The sequence below is a fragment of the Agromyces excoecariae genome, from assembly GCF_051715505.1.
GTDB lineage: Bacteria > Actinomycetota > Actinomycetes > Actinomycetales > Microbacteriaceae > Agromyces.
In genome coordinates, this window is the sequence record NZ_JBPSLA010000014.1 from 251,488 (window position 1) to 269,670 (window position 18,183).

The 18,183-nt window shown below is 73.3% G+C and carries 14 protein-coding genes and 1 tRNA gene; 8 read left to right on the plus strand and 7 right to left on the minus strand.

The genetic code is table 11. The features are described 5' to 3' along the window. Positions 1-8: 8 nt before the first annotated feature. Positions 9-1,025, minus strand: a complete 1,017-nt coding sequence (locus ACSJD1_RS14580; RefSeq protein ID WP_438855997.1) for a tRNA (adenine-N1)-methyltransferase — start codon at positions 1,023-1,025, stop codon at positions 9-11. After that, entirely contained in the window at positions 1,022-1,696 is a 675-nt protein-coding gene (locus ACSJD1_RS14585) for an HAD family hydrolase (RefSeq protein WP_438855998.1), read from the minus strand. Before ACSJD1_RS14585 ends, ACSJD1_RS14580 begins: the two co-directional genes overlap by 4 nt. 77 nt (positions 1,697-1,773) lie before the next feature. Here ACSJD1_RS14585 and ACSJD1_RS14590 point away from each other — a divergent pair, with 77 nt between their 5' ends. Then, complete coding sequence (locus ACSJD1_RS14590; protein WP_438855999.1) at positions 1,774-2,682, plus strand: PAC2 family protein; 909 nt, start codon at positions 1,774-1,776, stop codon at positions 2,680-2,682. Between the two features lie 69 nt (positions 2,683-2,751). On the opposite strand, the gene ACSJD1_RS14595 is transcribed toward ACSJD1_RS14590, so the two are convergent. Both ACSJD1_RS14595 and ACSJD1_RS14600 read right to left on the minus strand, forming a co-directional pair. Then, positions 2,752-3,573: an undecaprenyl-diphosphate phosphatase gene (locus ACSJD1_RS14595; RefSeq protein ID WP_438856000.1), complete on the minus strand. Its 822-nt coding sequence runs from the start codon at positions 3,571-3,573 to the stop codon at positions 2,752-2,754. A gap of 70 nt (positions 3,574-3,643) precedes the next feature. After that, positions 3,644-4,972, minus strand: coding sequence for a M20/M25/M40 family metallo-hydrolase (locus tag ACSJD1_RS14600; protein WP_438856001.1), 1,329 nt, complete (start codon positions 4,970-4,972; stop codon positions 3,644-3,646). A 186-nt stretch (positions 4,973-5,158) separates the two neighbouring features. Here ACSJD1_RS14600 and ACSJD1_RS14605 point away from each other — a divergent pair. The 6 genes from ACSJD1_RS14605 (at position 5,159) to ACSJD1_RS14630 (ending at position 13,583) form a co-directional block, all read left to right on the plus strand. Next, a tRNA-Leu gene (locus ACSJD1_RS14605) sits at positions 5,159-5,242 on the plus strand. Positions 5,243-5,505: 263 nt separating this feature from the next. Next, entirely contained in the window at positions 5,506-6,351 is an 846-nt protein-coding gene (locus tag ACSJD1_RS14610) for a hypothetical protein (protein ID WP_438856002.1), read from the plus strand. Beyond that, on the plus strand, positions 6,348-7,958 hold the full coding sequence (locus ACSJD1_RS14615) for a DNA polymerase Y family protein (RefSeq protein ID WP_438856003.1): 1,611 nt from the start codon (positions 6,348-6,350) through the stop codon (positions 7,956-7,958). The genes ACSJD1_RS14610 and ACSJD1_RS14615 overlap by 4 nt, the downstream gene beginning before the upstream one ends. Next, the gene (locus ACSJD1_RS14620; protein WP_438856004.1) at positions 7,958-11,428 is read left to right on the plus strand and encodes an error-prone DNA polymerase; all 3,471 of its coding nucleotides are present in this window, start codon (positions 7,958-7,960) and stop codon (positions 11,426-11,428) included. The genes ACSJD1_RS14615 and ACSJD1_RS14620 overlap by 1 nt, the downstream gene beginning before the upstream one ends. A gap of 65 nt (positions 11,429-11,493) precedes the next feature. Further along, entirely contained in the window at positions 11,494-12,654 is a 1,161-nt protein-coding gene (locus ACSJD1_RS14625) for an MFS transporter (RefSeq protein ID WP_438856005.1), read from the plus strand. Positions 12,655-12,710: 56 nt separating this feature from the next. Then, complete coding sequence (locus tag ACSJD1_RS14630; RefSeq protein ID WP_438856006.1) at positions 12,711-13,583, plus strand: DUF3097 domain-containing protein; 873 nt, start codon at positions 12,711-12,713, stop codon at positions 13,581-13,583. A gap of 54 nt (positions 13,584-13,637) precedes the next feature. On the opposite strand, the gene ACSJD1_RS14635 is transcribed toward ACSJD1_RS14630, so the two are convergent. Both ACSJD1_RS14635 and ACSJD1_RS14640 read right to left on the minus strand, forming a co-directional pair. Then, on the minus strand, positions 13,638-14,753 hold the full coding sequence (locus tag ACSJD1_RS14635) for a VIT1/CCC1 transporter family protein (protein WP_438856007.1): 1,116 nt from the start codon (positions 14,751-14,753) through the stop codon (positions 13,638-13,640). A gap of 244 nt (positions 14,754-14,997) precedes the next feature. Next, on the minus strand, positions 14,998-15,474 hold the full coding sequence (locus ACSJD1_RS14640; RefSeq protein ID WP_155049992.1) for an Lrp/AsnC family transcriptional regulator: 477 nt from the start codon (positions 15,472-15,474) through the stop codon (positions 14,998-15,000). Positions 15,475-15,582: 108 nt separating this feature from the next. Between ACSJD1_RS14640 and ACSJD1_RS14645 the strand changes: the two genes are divergently transcribed. Next, positions 15,583-16,818, plus strand: coding sequence for a trans-sulfuration enzyme family protein (locus ACSJD1_RS14645; RefSeq protein WP_438856008.1), 1,236 nt, complete (start codon positions 15,583-15,585; stop codon positions 16,816-16,818). On the opposite strand, the gene ACSJD1_RS14650 is transcribed toward ACSJD1_RS14645, so the two are convergent. Next, the gene (locus ACSJD1_RS14650; protein ID WP_438856009.1) at positions 16,764-18,164 is read right to left on the minus strand and encodes an MFS transporter; all 1,401 of its coding nucleotides are present in this window, start codon (positions 18,162-18,164) and stop codon (positions 16,764-16,766) included. The two genes, ACSJD1_RS14645 and ACSJD1_RS14650, sit on opposite strands and share 55 nt — an antisense overlap. Positions 18,165-18,183: the final 19 nt, after the last annotated feature.

An 18,183-nucleotide genomic window follows, 5' to 3' on the forward strand; every position in this document is an offset into this window, starting at 1 on the left:
CAGACAGCCTAGTCGGCGTCGGCGGGGTCGGTGGCGGGCTCGTCGGCGAGGTCGCCGCGCGAGCTGCGCGCCGCGGCATCCGCCGCCCGTGCCCGCTTGCGGAGGACCTTGTCGCTGACATTGCGTTCGCCGAGCGCGCCGGGCGTCCACGCCTCGACGTCCTCGTCGCTGAACTCGGTCTTCGACGGTCGGCGCTTGAGCTCCGGGAGGACCGTGTCGGGCGCGAGCCGGCGCGCCGTGATCAGGAAGCCGGTGTGCGCGATCATGCGGTGGTCGGGCCGGACCGCGAGGCCCTGCACGTGCCATCCGCGCACCATCGTCTCGTTGGCGACGGGCTCGGTGTACCAGCCGGTCGCCCGGATCGCCTCGGCCACGCGCGAGAGCTGCGTCACCGTCGCGACGTAGCAGAGGAGCACGCCGCCCGGCTTCAACGCGGTCGAGACGGCGTCGATGCACTCCCAGGGCGCGAGCATGTCGAGCACGACGCGGTCGACGGATGCCGCCCCCGCCCGCTGCGGGAGCGCCTCGGCCAGGTCGCCGAGCGTGATCGACCAGTTCGCCGAGTCCTCGCCGTGGAAGGTCGCGACGTTGCCGCGCGCGACGTCGGCGAACTCCTCGCGGCGCTCGAACGACATCAGGCGGCCGGTGGGGCCGATCGCGCGGAGCAGCCACAGCGAGAGGGCGCCGGAGCCGACACCGGCCTCGACCACGGTCGCCCCGGGGAAGACGTCGGCCTGAGCCAGGATCTGCACCGCGTCCTTCGGATAGACGATGGCCGCGCCGCGCGGCATCGACATGACGAAGTCGCTGAGCAGGGGTCGGAGCGCGAGGTACTCGACCCCGACCGCGTTCGCGACGACCGAACCGTCGGGCAGGCCGATGATCTCGTCGTGCGCGATGGTGCCCTTGTGGGAGTGGAAGACCTTGCCGGGCTCGAGCGTGATCGTGTGCATGCGGCCCTTCGGGCCCGTCAGCTGCACGCGGTCGCCGACGCGGAACGGCCCGCTCGCCTCGCCGCGGCTCACGCGCGCGCCCGCTTCGTCGTCGCGACGGCGACGAGGTCGTCGAGCGTGCGGCCGTCGAGGGTGTCCCACACCACGTCGGAGGGCGCCTCCTCGAGCGAGAGCATGTGGGGGACGCCGATGACGACGGCGCCGGCGGCGGTCGCCGAGGCGAGGCCCGTCGGGGAGTCCTCGATCGCGACGCAGTCGGCGATGTCGACCCCGAGTCTGCCGGCGGCGGCGAGGTACGGCTCGGGGTGCGGCTTCGGCGCCGCGACCTCGTCGCCCGTCACGAGCTCGTCGAACGCGACGAACGGGATGGCGCCCACCACGTCCTCGGCCATCGACCGGATCGACATCGTCACGAGCGCGGTCGGCACGCCGGCGTCGCGGAGTTGCCTGAGGAGCGCCCGGGCACCGGGCTGCCACGGCACGCCGTGCTGGGCGAGCTGCTCCCGCACCCGCTCGGTGAGGCGCTCGACGATCGCGTCGGCGGGCAGGTCGACGCCGGCGCGCCGGAACACCTCGGCAGCGTCCCAGAGGCCCATGCCGACCATCTGCAGCGCGTCCTCGTGGGTCCAGGTTCGGCCGAACTCCTCGACGAGTTCGATCTCGGCCCGCATCCAGTACGGCTCGGTGTCGACGAGGGTGCCGTCCATGTCCCAGAGGACGGCGGCGGGAAGGCGCTTGGTCACAACGGGCGATTCTATCGGCACGGCCTATTGTGGAGGTGAGTCCGGACGTTCCGGGCTCGGGAAGCGGGGCGGACCGAGTGCAGCAGCCGACCGGGTTCGAGGGCGGACGACTCCTCGTCGTGGCATTCGAGGGATGGAACGACGCCGGCGAGGCGGCCACCGGGGCGGCGCGACTCCTGGCCGAGCGACTTGGACTCGTCGAGATCGCCGCCGTCGACCCCGAGCTCTACTTCGACTACCAGTTCACGCGCCCGACGATCGAGAACGCGCCCGACGGGACCCGCCGCCTCAATTGGCCGGGCGCCGCGATCCTCGGTCCGAGCGGCGAGCCGCGCCCCGACGACGACGAGGTCGTCACGGGCCCCGGCGCCGACCGGCTGCACGTGCTCCTCGGCGCGGAACCCGCACGCACCTGGAAGGGCTTCGCCGCCGAGCTCATCGACGCCGCGCTCACCGCCGACATCGAGGGGATCGTGCTGCTCGGCGCGATGCTCGCCGACGCCCCGCACACGCGGCCCCTCTCGGTCTTCGCGTCGAGCGAGAACCCCGAGGTGCGTGCGGCGCTCGGTGTCGACCGCTCGTCGTACGAAGGGCCGGTCGGCATCCTCAGCGTCATCGCCGACCAGGCCGAGCGCGTCGGGATCCCGACGGTGTCGCTGTGGGCGTCGGTGCCGCACTACGTGCACAACGCTCCCTCGCCGAAGGCGGTGCTCGCGCTGCTCGGCAAGGTCGAGGAGCTCACCGGGCTCAGCATCCCGCGCGGCTCGCTCGAGGAGGAGGCGAAGGCCTGGGAGTCGAGCGTGGACGCGCTCGCCGCCGACGACGAGGAGATGGCCGGGTACATCACCCAGCTGGAGCAGGCCCGCGACGCGGTCGACGCGCCCGAGGCATCCGGCGAGGCGATCGCCCAGGAGTTCGAGCGCTACCTCCGCCGGCGCGGCGACCAGCCGGGCGGCGGCCCGTGGCGTCCGCGCGACGGCGGCTGACGAGGCATCCGCCCACCCGAGCCGGCGAGGTCGCAGCCGTAGCGCTCGCGTGCCCCGGCCGCGCGCCGATCAGAACGGCTCGAGGACGCCGGTGCCGAGCAGCACGAAGACCGTCGCGCCCAGCGCGATGCGGTAGATCACGAACGGCAGGAAGCTGTGGCGTGAGATCCACTTCATGAAGAAGGCGATGACGAGGATCGCCACGACGAACGCGACGGCGGTCGCGGCGGCGGTCTCGAGCGGGCCGTAGACGGCCGGCTCGCCCCAGCTCTTGAACAACTGGTAGAAGCCCGAGCCGAACACCGCGGGGATCGCGAGCAGGAACGCGTAGCGGGCGGCGGCCGCGCGCTCGTAGCCGAGCAGGAGGCCCATCGTGATCGTGCCGCCCGACCGGGAGACCCCGGGGATGAGCGCGAGCGACTGGGCCAGGCCGAAGTAGATGCCGTGCGGGTAGGTCAGCTCGTCGAGCTTGCGGCGCTTCGCGCCGGCCCAGTCGGCGAGGCCCAGCACGATGCCGAAGACGATCAGCATCGTCGCCACGACGTAGAGCGAGCGGAACACGGTCTCGATCTGGTCTTGGAAGAGGAGGCCGAGCACGACGATCGGGATCGAGCCGACGATGATCAGCCAGCCCATCCGCGCATCGGGGTCGTTCCGGGGCACGCGGCCGGTGAGGGCGCCGAACCACTGGCGGACGATCCGCACGATGTCGCGCCAGAAGAAGACGACCACCGCCGCCTCGGTGCCGAGCTGCGTGATCGCGGTGAACGCCGCTCCCGGGTCGGCCGCGTTGGGCAGGAACTCCCCCAGGATGCGCAGGTGCGCGCTCGAGGAGATCGGCAGGAACTCGGTGAGTCCCTGCACGAGGCCGAGGATCAGGGCTTCGATCAAGGGGCATCGCCTTCCGCCCCTCGACGCGCGAAGGGCACGGGACCGTCGTGGTCGTCGAACGAGTAGGGCGTCAGTACGCCAGGAGGAGGTCCTTCAGGACCTGCCTACCGAAGACTAGTGCGTCGAGCGGCACGCGCTCGTCCACGCCGTGGAACATCGCAGGGAAGTCGAGGCCGTCGGGCAGGCGCAGCGGTGCGAAGCCGTAGCCGGCGATGCCGAGCCGCGACAGGGACTTGTTGTCGGTGCCGCCGCTCAGCAGGTACGGGAACACCGCGGCCTCGGGGTCGTGCGCGTGGAGGGCGTGCGAGACCGCGTCGACCAGCGGGCCGTGCGTGGGCGCCTCGAGGCCGACGTCGCGGTGCACGATCTGGATCTCGACCTCGGGTCCGATGAGCTCGGCCAGTTCGGCGAGCACGCCGTCCTCCTCGCCCGGCAGCGTGCGGATGTCGACGAGCGCCTCCGCGCGGTCGGGGATGACGTTGTGCTTGTAGCCGGCCTGAAGCAGCGTCGGGTTCGACGTCGTGCGGAGGGTCGCCGTGATGAAGCCCGAGGCCGACCCCGTGGCGAGCGCGAGTTCGTCGGGCGAGACCTGCTCGGGGTCGACGCCGAGTGCGCCGGCGATCGCCGCGAGCAGCTCGCGGGTCGTGCCCGTCAGCCGGATCGGCCATTCGCGTCGGCCGATCCGCGCGATCGCCTGGGCGAGCTTGGTCACCGCGTTGTCGCGGACGAGGCGCGAACCGTGCGCGGCGGTGCCGTGCGCGACGAGCCGAACCCAGACGAGCGACTTCTCGCCCGTCTGCAGCAGGTAGGCGCGCTTGCCTCCGACGGTGATCGAGTACCCGCCGACCTCGCTGATCGCCTCGGTCGCGCCCGAGAAGAGCTCCGGGTGCTCATCGACGAGCCAGCTCGCGCCGTACAGCCCGCCCGCCTCCTCGTCGGCGAAGAAGCCCAGGATCAGTTCGCGCTCGGGCGACCGCCCCGCGGCGAGGATGTCGCCGACCGCGGTGAGGATCATGGCGTCCATGTCCTTCATGTCGACCGCACCGCGGCCCCAGAGCATGCCGTCGCGGATCTCGCCGGCGAACGGGTCGACGCTCCAGTTCCGGGGATCGGCGGGCACCACGTCGAGGTGGCCGTGGAGGACGAGCGCGGGCTTGTCGGGGTTCGCACCGGGCACGCGGGCGACGACGTTCGCGCGACGCGGCGCCGACTCGTGCACGACCGGATCGAGGCCCATCGCACGCAGGCGCGCCTCGACGTACTCGGCGGCCTCGCGCTCGCCGTTCGAACGCCCCTCGCCGTGGTTCGTCGTGTCGAACCGGATGAGGTCGCGCGCGATGATCGCGGTCTCGTCGAGCTCGGGCTGGGGCTCGGTGGTCGTCGGGAGCGTCTCGGCCATGCGGTCCACGCTATCGCGAGGCCCAGGCTTCGCGGACGGCGGCGGATGCCTCGGAAATCCGGCTTTCCGGGTCTGACCTGCCCCGACCTCTGCACGTGGGAGTCGCCCGGCGCCGAGTGGTCTGAGGCCCCTGCAAACCGTGCTAATGTCTTCTACGGCCGCTGAGCGATCGGAGGCCGAGACAACGCGCGGGTGGCGGAAATGGCAGACGCGCTAGCTTGAGGTGCTAGTGCCCTAACGGGCGTGGGGGTTCAAGTCCCCCCTCGCGCACGCGTTGTCGAGAAGGCCGGATCTTCGGATCCGGCCTTCTCGCGTTAACCCGGTATCCTCGCCCGTCGCGTCGCGAAACGGGAGGATGTTCCGCGGACCCCGCGGCGTGTCGGCCCGGGACACGCCGGCGAGCTGCCGGAACGTCCTCCCGAAGGTTCCGGCGTGCCGCCGCGACCGCCACGCGGCCCCCGCTCGGGGGCGTGGACGCGTGGCATCCGCGACTTGCCTCATTCGAACATGTGTTCGAACATTGAGGAGTGACGATGACCGCTCCCCTCCCCGCGCCCGACGGCGCGACCGCGGTCGAGCCGCCGCCCGCCGCGCGGCTCGACCGGGTCGAGGAACTGCAGGCGCGCATCCGCGGCATGCAGGCGACGCGGCTCGACACCAGGGCCCTGCCCACGCATCCGGCGCTCGCGAGCGTGCTGCCGGGCGGAGCGCTCCGCGAGGGCGCGATCGTGCAGGTCGAGGGGTCGATCACGCTGCTCATGGCGGCGCTGGCCGGGCCGTCGCGGAGCGGACGCTGGGTCGCGGTCTCCGGCATGCCCGAGTTCGGCGTCGAAGCGGCGGCACGGTTCGGCATCGACCTGGAGCGGCTCGTGCTCGTGCCCGACCCCGGTCGGCAGTGGCTGACGGTCGCGGCCGCGCTCGCCGACGTGATCCCCGTGGTCGCGGTGCGCCCGACCGCGCGGCTCGCACCGGCCGAGGCGTCGCGATTCGCGGCACGGCTCCGCCAGCGCGGAGCGCTCCTGCTCGTCGACGGCGACTGGCCGGGCAGCGACGCCCGGCTCGAACTCGAGCGGAGCGACTGGACGGGGCTGGAGCGCGGGCACGGCCATCTCGTCGAGCGCGAGGTCGTGGTCCGCGTCACGGGGCGCGGCGAGGTCGGTCGGGGCGCCCGGCGGCGCCTTCGGCTCCCTGCGGGCGACCTCGGGTTCAGCGCGGTCGACGAGACGGAGGCGCCGGCCGCGATCCGCGCGATCGGGGCGGATGGGGCGAGGCCCGACGAGGCACTGCGCGCGCCCGACCCGGGCGAAGCGGAGGTCGCGGCCGCGGCATCCGCCCACGGTGTCGTGCATCGACCCGAGTTCACGGCGAGGGCCTCGTGAGCGCGGGCGTACGCACCGTCGTGCTCTGGTGCCCCGACTGGCCGGTGCTCGCCGCGTGCCGCGAGCACGGCATCGATCCTGCGCTGCCCGTCGCGCTCACCGAGAAGGGGCTGGTGCACTCATGCTCCCCCGCGGCCCGGCGCGACGGCGTGACGCGGGGGCTGCGCCTCCGCGAGGCGCAGTACCGCTCGACCTCGCTCGCGGTGCTGGAGTACGACGCCGCGCTCGACCATCGCGCGTTCGAACCGGTCGTGCGCGGCATCGAGGCGATCGTCCCGGGCGTGCAGGTGCTGCGGCCCGGCACGCTGGCGATGCGAGCGCGCGGTCCGGTCAGGTACTACGGCGGTGAGGATGCCGCGGCGCGGGCGCTCCTCGAGGCGGCCGCGGTGCTCGGCATCTCCGGCGCGCGCGTGGGCATCGCCGACGGCCCGTTCGCCGCCGAGCAGGCGGCCCGTGCCGCGGGCACCGCGCGGGCGGAGGGCGCAGGGGGTGCCGTCGATGCGGCGAGACCGACCGATGCGGGCGACGCAGCCGACGCGGTGCGCGCGGTGCCTCCAGGGGGCTCGGCGGCCTTCCTCTCGCCCCTTCCGGTCGCGCTCGTGGCCGACGCACGCACGACGACGCTGCTGCACCGGCTCGGGGTGCGCACGCTCGGCGAGTTCGCGGCGCTCCCCGACGACGACGTGCGGCGCCGGTTCGGCGCGGCGGGCGCGTTCGCGCACGATCGGGCCGCCGGGCGCGAGCAGTCACGCGTGGCGCCGCGGACTCCCCCACCCGACTTCGAGGCCCTGCAGCACTTCGAGCCGCCGCTCGAGCGCATCGACCAGCTCGCGTTCGCGTTCCGCGTGCGGGCAGAGGAGTTCATCGAGCGGATGCGGGCCGTGCGGCTCGTGTGCACCGGCATCCGCGTCGAGCTCGACGACGATCGCGGCGGGCACTCGAGCCGCAGCTGGCTGCACCCGCAGTGGTTCACGCCCGCCGACGTGGTCGACCGCGTGCGGTGGCAGCTGCAGGGGTCCGGCGCGGCCGACGCGGGGCTCGAGGCCGCGATCGTGCGCCTGCGGATCGTGCCCGAACGCGTCGACTCGACCGGCAACCACGAGGAGGGGCTCTGGGGCGGCGGGCCCGACGAGCGCGTGCACCACGGACTCACGCGCGTGCAGGGCATGCTCGGGCACGAGGGCGTCGTGACCGCGGCGATCGGCGGCGGGCGCATGCTCGCCGACCGGCAGGTGCTCGTGCCGTGGGGGGACCGGGCGCCCCAGCGCGTCGCCGCTGAGGCGCCGTGGCCGGGGAGCCTGCCCGCGCTCGCTCCGGCGAGCGTGTTCCGCGAGCGGCGGCCGGTCGTGCTCGTCGACGCCGAGGCAGTGCCCGTGGCGGTCGACGGGCGCGGGGCGATCTCGGCACCGCCGGCCTCGTTCGCGGTCGGCGGCGCTCCCACGGCGCCCGTACGGGCTTGGGCGGGCCCGTGGCCCGTGGTCGAGCGCTGGTGGGACGCCGAGCGCGCACGCCGCGTGCACCGGTTCCAGGTGGTCGACCACGACGGCTGCGCCTGGCTGCTCGTGCGCGACGCCGATGGCTGGTGGGCCGAGGCGAGGTACGACTGATGGGCTGGAACAACCCCGAGATCCCCTGGTCGGAGCTCGAGCGGCGACTCTCCGACCGGCAACGCCCGGACGGAGCGGCGGCCGGGCGCTCGAAGGTGCTGGGCGACGGCGGCGACAGTCCGGCATGGAGCCGGAAGCGGCATCCGTACCGCCCGCCGGAGGTCGACGAGCCGACGGTCGCGCCGGAGGCCGGACCGGTCGTGCCCTACGCCGAGCTGCATGCGCACTCGACGTTCAGCTTCCTCGACGGTGCGTCGGGGCCGGAGAAGCTCGTCGAGGAGGCGCACCGACTGGGCCTGACGGGGCTCGCGATCACCGACCACGACGGCTTCTACGGCATCGTGCGCTTCGCCGAGGCCGCCGAGGCGTATCCCGAGCTCGAGACCGTCTACGGCGCCGAGCTCTCGTTCGGCCTCACCGAGCCGCAGATGGGCGCCGCCGACCCCGAGGGCGACCACCTGCTCGTGCTCGCCGCGCGCGAGGAGGGCTACCACCGGCTCGCGTCGGCGATCACGGCGGGGCAGCTCGCCGGCGGCGAGAAGGGCCGGCCGGTCTACGGCCTCGAGGAGCTGGCCGCGCGCGCCGACGGGCACTGGGTCGTCTCCACCGGATGCCGCAAGGGCGCGGTGCGCCGGGCGCTCGCGAGCGAGGGCGGGGCGGATGCCGCGTGGCGCGAGCTCGACCGGCTCGTCGCGCTGTTCGGCCGCGACCACGTCGTCGTGGAGCTCACCGACCACGGCGACCCCCTCGACCAGGTGCGGAACGACGCCCTCGCGGAGCTCGCGGCCCGCGCCCGCGTGCCCGTGCTCGCCACGAACGCCGCGCACTACGCGACGCCCGGCGAGCACCGCCTCGCCTCCGCGCTCGCCGCCGTCCGCGCCCGGCGGAGCCTCGACGAGCTCGACGGCTGGCTGCCCGCGACCGACGGCCGGCACCTGCGCTCGGGCGCCGAGATGCGCGCGCGGTTCGACCGGTACCCCGGCGCCGTCGAGCACTCGGTGACGCTCGCGCACGACCTGTCGTTCCGGCTGCGGAGCGCCAGGCCGAGGCTGCCCCGTCAGGAGGTGCCGGAGGGGCACACGCCCATGTCCTGGTTGCGCGAACTCGTGTGGCGGGGCGCCGATCGCCGATACCCGGGCGTGCCCGACCACGTGCGCGAGCGCCTCGCGAAGGAGCTCGACGTGATCGAGCAGAAGGACTTCCCCGGGTACTTCCTCATCGTGCACGACCTCGTGCAGGAGGCGCGCCGCCGCGGCATCCTCTGCCAGGGTCGCGGGTCGGCGGCGAACTCGGCCGTCTGCTACGTGCTCGACATCACGGGCGTCGACTCGATCTTCTACGAGCTGCCGTTCGAGCGGTTCCTGTCGTCGCTTCGCGACGAGGAGCCCGACATCGACGTCGACTTCGACTCCGACCGTCGCGAGGAGATCATCCAGTACGTCTACGGCAGGTACGGCCGGCACAACGCCGCGCAGGTCGCGAACGTGATCAGCTACCGGCCGAAGGGCGCGGTGCGCGACATGGCGAAGGCGCTCGGCTACTCCACCGGCCAGCAGGACGCGTGGTCGCGCCAGGTGGAGCGCTGGGGGTCGGTCGTCGAGACCGACGACCACGACATCCCCGACTCCGTGATCGAGCTCGCCGAGCAGCTGCTGACCTTCCCGCGCCACCTCGGCATCCACTCGGGCGGCATGGTGCTCACCGACCGGCCCGTCGGCGAGGTGTGCCCCATCGAGCACGCCCGCATGGAGAACCGGACCGTGCTGCAGTGGGACAAGGACGACTGCGCCTGGATGGGGCTCGTGAAGTTCGACCTGCTCGGGCTCGGCATGCTCGCCGCGCTGCAGTACACGTTCGACCTAGTGCGCGAGCACACGGGCGAGGAGTGGGAGCTCGCGACGATCCCGAAGGAGGAGCCGGCCGTCTACGACATGCTGTGCCGGGCCGATTCGATCGGGGTCTTCCAGGTCGAGTCGCGCGCGCAGATGGGCACGCTCCCCCGGCTGCAGCCGCGCTGCTTCTACGACCTCGTCGTCGAGATCGCGCTCATCCGCCCGGGCCCGGTGCAGGGCGGTGCCGTGCACCCCTACATCCGCCGCCGCACGGGCGAGGAGCAGGTCGCCTACCTGCATCCGAAGCTCGAGCCCGTGCTCCGCCGAACGCTCGGGGTGCCGCTCTTCCAGGAGCAGCTCATGCAGATGGCCGTCGCCGTCGGCGACTGCGACGCGGCCGACGCCGACCTGCTGCGCCGGGCCATGGGCTCCAAGCGCGGCGTCGAGAAGATCGAGCGGCTGCGGGCGAAGCTCTACGCGGGCATGGAGCGCAACGGCATCGACCCCGAGACCGCCGACGCCATCTACGCCAAGATCGAGGCGTTCGCCAACTTCGGCTTCGCCGAGAGCCACGCCATCAGCTTCGGCCTGCTCGTCTACGCGAGCTCGTGGCTGAAGCTGCACTACCCGGCGGCCTTCCTCGCCGCGCTGCTGCGGGCGCAGCCGATGGGCTTCTACTCGCCGCACACGCTCACCGCCGACGCCCGGCGGCACGGCGTCGAGCTGCTCCGGCCAGACCTCGCGCACTCAGGCGTGCACGCCGGGCTCGAGGCGCTCACCGCCGGCGAGACGGCGACGGATGCCGCGGCGGGGGCGCGCGGCATCCGTCGCCCCACCGGCATGCCGACCTGCGCCCACGAACCCCAGCCGACCGTGGGGCCGTTCGACCGCGACGCGCCCGACCGTTCGGCGGAGCACCGCCGGGACGGCGCGTTCGCGGTGCGCCTCGGGCTCGCCGACGTCACCTCGATCGGCGGGAAGGTCGCCGAGCGGATCGTCGCCGAACGCGACGTCCACGGCCCGTACCGCGACATGGCCGACCTGTCGCGCCGCGCCGGCCTCGATGCGACGCAGCTCGAGGCGCTCGCCGCAGCAGGCGCGTTCGAGTGCTTCGACCTGCAACCGCGGCAGGCGCTCTGGCTCGCCGGCGAGGCCGCGCAGGACCGCGCCGACTACCTCCCGGGGGCGGTCGTGGTGGTGCAGCCGCCCCTGCTGCCGATGCTGAACGACGCCGAGCAGGTGGTGTACGACCTGTGGGCGACGGGCATCTCGCCCGACGACCATCCGATCCGGCACGTGCGGGAGCGCCTGGACGCGCGCGGCGTCGTGCGCATCGACCTGCTGCACGAGGCCGAGTCGGGGCGCCGCATCGAGGTCGGCGGGGTCGTCACGCACCGGCAGCGGCCGGCGACCGCGAGCGGCATCACGTTCATGAACCTCGAGGACGAGTCGGGCACCCTCAACGTGATCGCGAGCGTCGGCGTCTGGACCAGGTATCGCCGGATCGCCAGGGAGGCACCGGCGATGGTCGTGCGCGGCATCCTGGAACGCTCGCGCGAGGGGGTCGTGAACCTCGTCGCCGACCGGTTCGAACCGCTCACGGTGTCGACCACGAACCGCTCGCGCGACTTCCGCTGACCCGGCCCGCGATACGCTGGCGTTGGCCCGGAAGCGCGACGGACTCGGCGCGAGGAGGTGGCCGCATGGCCGGATCGACGCGGGAACCGCTCTTCACGAAGCCCTTCATCGCCCTCTCGGTCGCGGAGCTGGCCTACTTCACTGCGGCCGGCGTCGCCGTCTTCGCGCTCCCCCTCTACGTCACCGGGCCCGTCGGCGGCGACGAGGCCTCCGCAGGCCTCGCGGTCGGCGTGTTCGCCGTCTCCGCGCTCGTGCTCCGGCCGTTCGCGGGTCGGGCATCCGATCGCTTCGGACGTCGACCGCTGCTCGTCGGCGGCGCGCTCCTGGCCGCGGCGGCCCTGCTGCTGCTCACGGCGACGGAGGATCTCGCCGCCATCATCGGCCTCCGACTGCTCGCCGGCGTCGCCGAGGCCGCCTTCTTCGTGTCGGGCTTCGCCGCACTCGCCGACCTCGCACCGGCTTCGCGCGTGGGCGAGGCGCTCTCCTACAACTCGCTCGGCCTGTACCTCGGCATCGCGTTCGGGCCGCTCATCGGCCAGGTGCTGCTGGACGCCGGGGGGTTCCGCGCCGTCTGGCTCGGCGGCGCGGCGCTCGCCGTTCTGGCCGTCGGCCTCTCGCTCCTCGTCGGCGAGACCCGGACCGCGCCGCCCGAGATCGGCAGCCGGCTGCGGATCGTGCACGTCCCGGCGATCCCGGCCTCGATCGGGTTCCTCAGCTCGCTCGCGGCGGTCGGAGGCTTCATCGCATTCGCGACGCTGTGGGCCGAGCGGATCGACCTGGCATCGCCGAGCATCGCCCTCTTCGCCTACGGTGCGGTCGTCGTCATCTGCCGCATCGCGTTCGCCCGGATCCCCGATCGACTCCCGCCGCTCCCCCTCGCGGCCGCATCGCTCGTGGTCATCGGCGTCGGCCTGGTGATCGCCGCGGTCTGGCAGGACTGGATCGGGCTCCTCGTCGCCGTCGTCCTCATGGGCGTCGGCATCACCTTCACCACGCCGGCGTTCTTCGCCGCGATCTTCGCGACCGCCTCGCCGTCGGAGCGAGGCATCGCCTCGGGCACGGCCAGCGCCGCGCTGGATCTCGGGCTCGGGCTCGGGCCGATCGCGCTCGGGTTCATCGCAGCGCCCTACGGCATCCCGTGGGCGTTCGCGCTCGCCGCGACGATCGCGTTCGCGGGAGCGGTGTGGACCGCATGGCTGGTTCGTCGGACGCCGGTCCGGACCTGACCGGTGCTCCGCCGTGTCGGCGCAGTGCGACGCGGCCGGTTCGCTAGCCTCGACCGGTGCCCCCATCCTCGAACGACCCCTTCGGCCCCGACCGCTACGGCCAGGACGTCCTCGCGGGCGACTGGCGCGCCGCGGGTCGCCGCACCATCCCCGAGGTTCCGGCGACCCGCGACCTCGTCGTCGAGCTGGCCGCCGACGGCTACTGCGGTGCCGTGGTCGCCGTCGAGAAGAAGACCGTGACGCTCGAGGACCGGCACGGCCGGACGCGCATGTTCCCGCTCGGCCACGGTTTCCTCGTCGACGGCGAGCCGGTGCGACTCGTCGCGCCGACGCCGACCGCGCCGCGCGGGCGAGTGCGCACGGCATCGGGTTCCTACGCCGTCGAGTCCGGCCGCCAGGCCAGGGTCGCCCTGCCGAGTCGGATCTTCGTCGAGGGTCGGCACGACGCCGAGCTCGTCGAGAGGATCTGGGGCGCCGACCTGCGGGTCGAGGGCGTCGTGGTCGAGTACCTCGAGGGCGTCGACGACCTGGCGGCCATCCTCGACGAGTTCGAGCCGGGACCGGGTCGCCGCGTCGGCGTGCTCGTCGATCACCTGGTCGCGGGATCGAAGGAGCAGCGCATCGCCGAGGCCGTCATGCGCGGCCGGCACCGCCGACACGTCCTCGTGGTCGGGCATCCGTTCATCGACATCTGGCAGGGCGTGAAACCGGCTCGCCTCGGTCGCGACGCGTGGCCGGTGATCCCGCGCGGTACGTCGTGGAAGCACGGCGTGTGCGCCGCGTTCGGCTGGCCGCACGAGGACCAGGCCGACATCGCGCGCGCATGGCAGCGCATCCTCGGGCAGGTGCGGGGGTACGGCGACCTCGAGCCGGCCCTGCTGGGGCGTGTCGAGGAGCTCATCGACTTCGTGACGGGCCCGACCGACTGAGGGGCAGGGCGACCAGGGCACCGGATGTCGGACTCGCCTCGCTCCCGTCGAGGACTACCCGATCGTCGTGCCGAACGCGAGCCCGAGCGCGTAGGTGACCGCCGCCGCGCCGAGGCCGATGGCGAGCTGGCGGAGGGCCCGCTTCAGCGGTGACGCGCCCGACAGCAGGCCGACGGTCGCTCCGGTCAGCAGCAGCGCGATGCTCACGAGGAACGTGGCCGTCACGGTCGCGGCGAGTCCGGACATCCCGAACAGCCACGGCAGCACCGGGATCAGTGCACCCGAGGCGAAGAACAGGAAGCTCGAGATGGCGGCGCTCATGCCGGTTCCGACGGCCTCGTCGTCGTGTTCGAGCGCGCCGATCGCGTCGGTCGGTGCCTGCTGCCGCTCGGCGGCCTGGACGCGCGCGAGCACGAGCGCCGCGTGGTCGACGGCTTCGTCCGGAGCCATGCCCCTCGCGCGGTAGACGAGGGCGAGCTCGTTGGCGTCGAGGTCGAGGTCGCCGAGCGCGTCGCGGGCCCCGGGGTCCGGGGCGGATGCCTCGAGGAGCTCGCGCTGCGAGCGCACCGACACGTACTCCCCGGCACCCATCGACAGTGCGCCGGCGAGGAGGCCGGCGACGCCGGTGAAGAGCACGACGGGCGCCGGAACGCCGGTCGCGCCGATGCCCAGCACGAGGGCGAGGTTCGAGACGAGGCCGTCGTTCGCACCGAAGACCGCGGCCCGGAACGTGCCCGCGAGACGACGACGGCCGCGCGATGCGAGGCCGCGGACGACCTCGCCGTGGATCCGCTCGTCCGCCGCCATCGCCGCCGTGGCGTGCGGATCGGTCGAGTACGGCGAGCGGGCCTCCGCGCGCTGGGCCAGCGCGAGCACGAAGATCGAGCCGAACCGGCGGGCGAGGCCCCCGAGCATGCGGGTGCGGATGTCGGCCCTCGGGATGCCCGTCTCGTCGCCGTCGAGCAGGCTCAGCCAGTGCGCCTCATGACGGCCCTCGGCGGCGGCCAGGGCCAGGAGGATCTCGCGCTCCTCGCCCTCGCGGCGTGCGGCGAGCTCGCGGTAGACGGCGGCCTCGGCCCGTTCGTCGGCGAGGTACCTCAGCCAGCGGTGGCGTTCGGCCGCCGTGCCCCCTGCGGCGGGTCGGGCGGGGGGCGCGGTGTCGTCGGTCATGGTGTCGGCTCCATCGGGTCGCAGGCGCCGCTGCCCGGTGCGTCGGCAGCGGAAGCGCCCGCGTCGTCGCGTGTCGGGCCCGGCAGGGCCCTGCGAAAGGCTAATCGGGCGGATGCGGCGGCGTCGCCTCCGAGCGCGGGATTGGCAGCATTTCGGACCGCCGAACCGCGCTCCGTCCGGCCGACGCGTCTTCGGGCGCGTTCGTCCGCCGACGTGCGGTGCGCCGGCGCGCCGACGAGTCCGCTCAGCCGACGAGCTTCTGCCAGCCGTCGCCCTCGGCGTGCTCGAAGATGAGGTTCGTCTCGGTGTGGGCGACGGCCGGGTGCCCGGTGAGGTGGGCGAGCACGAACTCGCGCAGTTCCTCCGCATCGCGCGCTGCGACGTGCAGCAGGTAGTCCTCGGCGCCGGCCATGTGGAACACGCCGATCACGCCGGGCAGGTGCGGCACCGCGTTGCGGAACGCGTCGATCTCGCTGCGGTCGTGCTTGACGAGCCGGATCGCGATGAGCGCCTGCAGCGAGACCCCCAGGGAGGCGAGGTCGACGTCGACGCGGTACCCGCGGATCGTGCCGAGGCTCTGCAGTCGGCGGAGGCGCAGCGACACGGTCGATTCAGCGACGCCCACCTCGGCGGCGAGCGCGGCGCCCGATGCCCGCGCGTTCTTGGACAGAGCCGTGAGCAGTGCCCGGTCGACCCGGTCCAGTTCCGCTTTCTGCGCCATGGTCGAGATCCTCTCGGTCGTGCGTGAAGCTTCTGCATGAATTCTTGCCGATTCGCAAGCATCTTCGCAAGACACCCGAAATGGTGACAGATTCTGTAATCTGCTCGCATGCTGACACCGTCGTCGAACCTCGAGACCCGTGCCGTCCACGCAGGAATGGAGGGGGTGCGCGAGCAGGGCTCCCACGTTCCCACCATCGATCTTTCCACGACGAATCCGCTCGGCGACGTCGAGAACGGCGGAATGTCGTACGAGGAGCTCGCGACCGGCGGCTGCCTGACGGACGGCCGTTCGGCGGTGTACCAGCGGCTGTGGCACCCCGGAGTCGCCCGCTTCGAGACCGCGCTCGCCGACCTCGAGGGCGCTGAGGGCTCGGTGGCCTTCGCGAGCGGCATGGCCGCGCTGGCGGCGACGCTCATCGCCGCGACCACGGCGGGCACGCCGCACGTCGTCGCCGTCCGACCGCTGTACGGGGGCAGCGACCACGTCCTCGAGAGCGGGCTGCTCGGCACGAGCGTCACGTGGACCGACGTCGACGGCATCGCCGCCGCCATCCGCCCCGACACCGGCCTCGTCATCGTCGAGACGCCCGCGAACCCGACGCTCGAGCTCCTCGACCTGCGCAGGGTGGCGGATGCCGCGGGCAGCGCGCCGCTGCTCGTCGACAACACCTTCGCGACCCCGGTGCTCCAGCGCCCGCTGGAGCACGGCGCGACGCTCGTGCTGCACAGCGCGACCAAGTACCTCGGCGGGCACGGCGACGCGATGGGCGGCGTCGTCGCCGGGCCGACGGAATGGGTCGAACGCCTGCGCCGGGTCCGCGCGCTGACCGGCGGGCTGCTCCACCCGATGGGGGCCTACCTGCTCCACCGCGGCATCCGCACCCTGCCCGTGCGCGTGCGCGCGCAGCAGGAGACCGCCGGCGAACTCGCGCGTCGCCTCCAGGCGCATCCCGCCGTGGCGCGGGTGCGCTATCCCGGCCTCCCCGGCCAGGACCCGCAGGGCCTGATCGGACGCCAGCTCGCCGGTCCCGGCTCGATCATCGCGATCGAGCTCGCAGGGGGCTTCGACGCGGCGTGCCGGTTCACCGAGGCGTGCCGGCTCGTGACGCACGCGGTCTCGCTCGGCGGCGTCGATTCGCTCGTCCAGCACCCCGCGTCGCTCACGCACCGGCCCGTCGCGGCGCACGCCAAGCCCGACGCCGGCGTCGTGCGCCTCTCGATCGGCCTCGAGCACGTCGACGACCTGACGACCGACCTCATGGCGGCCCTCGACGCCGCCGCCGACGCTCAGGCCCTCGGGCGTTCGTCGGAGCTCGCCGAGCCGGTCGACGCGCTGGGCTGACCCGACGGCGTCGGGTTCCGGATGCCGATCCACGACACCACGCCGCCGACGAGGAGGAGCACCGCCGTCACGACCGCCGTGCGGCGGTAGCCCTCGACGTCGAGGTCGCCCGCGACGATCACCCCGATCGAGGCGACCGACACGAGTCCCGCGATCCGGGCGACCGCGTTGTTCACGGCCGAGCCGATGCCCGCGCGCGACGGGTCGACGGCGCCGAGGATCGCCGAGGTGAGGGGGGCGACCGTCATGGCCATCCCGAGCCCGACCACGACCATGCCGGGGAACACCTGCCACCAGTACTGGACCGGGATGTCGACGACGACCGTCATCAGGTAGCCGACGCCCACCACCACTGGCCCGGCCGTCATGAAGAGCCGTGGACCGACCCTGCCGCCGAGCGTGCCGAACCAGGAGCCGAGGGCGACGAGCATCGCGGTCGGCGGCAGCGTGGCGAGGCCGGCGAGCGTCGCCGGGAATCCACCGACCTCCTGCAGGAAGATCGGCAGCGCGAAGAGACCGAGCATGAACGCGGCGTAGATGAACCACGTCGCGAGGTTGCCCGCGGCGAAGTTGCGCGCGCGGAACAGCGACAACGGCAGCATCGGCGTCGGCGCGCGTCGCTCCCAGAGCACGAAGGCCACCAGCGCGATGACGCCGACGGTCGCCGGGACGAACACGAGCGGATCGGCCCAGCCGAGCCGGCCCTGCTCGATGAGCGCAAACACCGTGCCGCCCAGTCCGACGACCCCGAGCGAGGCACCCAGCCAGTCGACCCGCGCGCGGTCGGGGTTCGGTTCGTCGCGGCCGAGCGGATGCAGCATCACGAGCGCCGCGGCGATGGGCAGCACGTTGATCGCGAACACGAGCCGCCACGACACGAGGTCGACGAACGCCCCGCCGAGGATCGGCCCGATGAGGAAGGCACTCGTGGTCCACGCCGTCCACCGCCCGATCGCGCGACCCTGCTCGGCGTGCGGGAAGTTCGCGATGATCAGCGCCAGGGAACTCGGCACGAGCAGTGCTCCGGCAGCGCCCTGGAACGCGCGTGCGACGACCAGCACCGTGCCGTCGGACGCGATCGCGCACGCGATCGAGGTGATGCCGAACCCGATGAGGCCGATGCGCAGGATCCGGAGGCGACCGAACGAGTCGGAGAGCGACCCGGCGAGGAGGATCAGCGACCCGAGGGTGAGCAGGTAGGCGTCGACCGCCCACTGCTGGAGCGTCAGGCCGCCGCCGAGTTCCGCCTCGATGGCCGGGAGGGCGATGTTGATCACCGCGCCGTCGAGGAACGCGATGAAGGCCACGACGATCGCGATGACGAGCACACGCGTCCGTCGGTCCATGCGCGCCATGCTACGCCGG

Coding starts and splice junctions, on each gene's coding strand:
- ACSJD1_RS14600 (WP_438856001.1), bottom strand. CDS start 4,972: ATGGCCGAGACGCTCCCGACGACCACCGAGCCCCAGCCCGAGCTCGAC.
- ACSJD1_RS14610 (WP_438856002.1), top strand. CDS start 5,506: ATGACCGCTCCCCTCCCCGCGCCCGACGGCGCGACCGCGGTCGAGCCG.
- ACSJD1_RS14620 (WP_438856004.1), top strand. CDS start 7,958: ATGGGCTGGAACAACCCCGAGATCCCCTGGTCGGAGCTCGAGCGGCGA.
- ACSJD1_RS14625 (WP_438856005.1), top strand. CDS start 11,494: ATGGCCGGATCGACGCGGGAACCGCTCTTCACGAAGCCCTTCATCGCC.
- ACSJD1_RS14635 (WP_438856007.1), bottom strand. CDS start 14,753: ATGACCGACGACACCGCGCCCCCCGCCCGACCCGCCGCAGGGGGCACG.
- ACSJD1_RS14640 (WP_155049992.1), bottom strand. CDS start 15,474: ATGGCGCAGAAAGCGGAACTGGACCGGGTCGACCGGGCACTGCTCACG.
- ACSJD1_RS14645 (WP_438856008.1), top strand. CDS start 15,583: ATGCTGACACCGTCGTCGAACCTCGAGACCCGTGCCGTCCACGCAGGA.
- ACSJD1_RS14650 (WP_438856009.1), bottom strand. CDS start 18,164: ATGGACCGACGGACGCGTGTGCTCGTCATCGCGATCGTCGTGGCCTTC.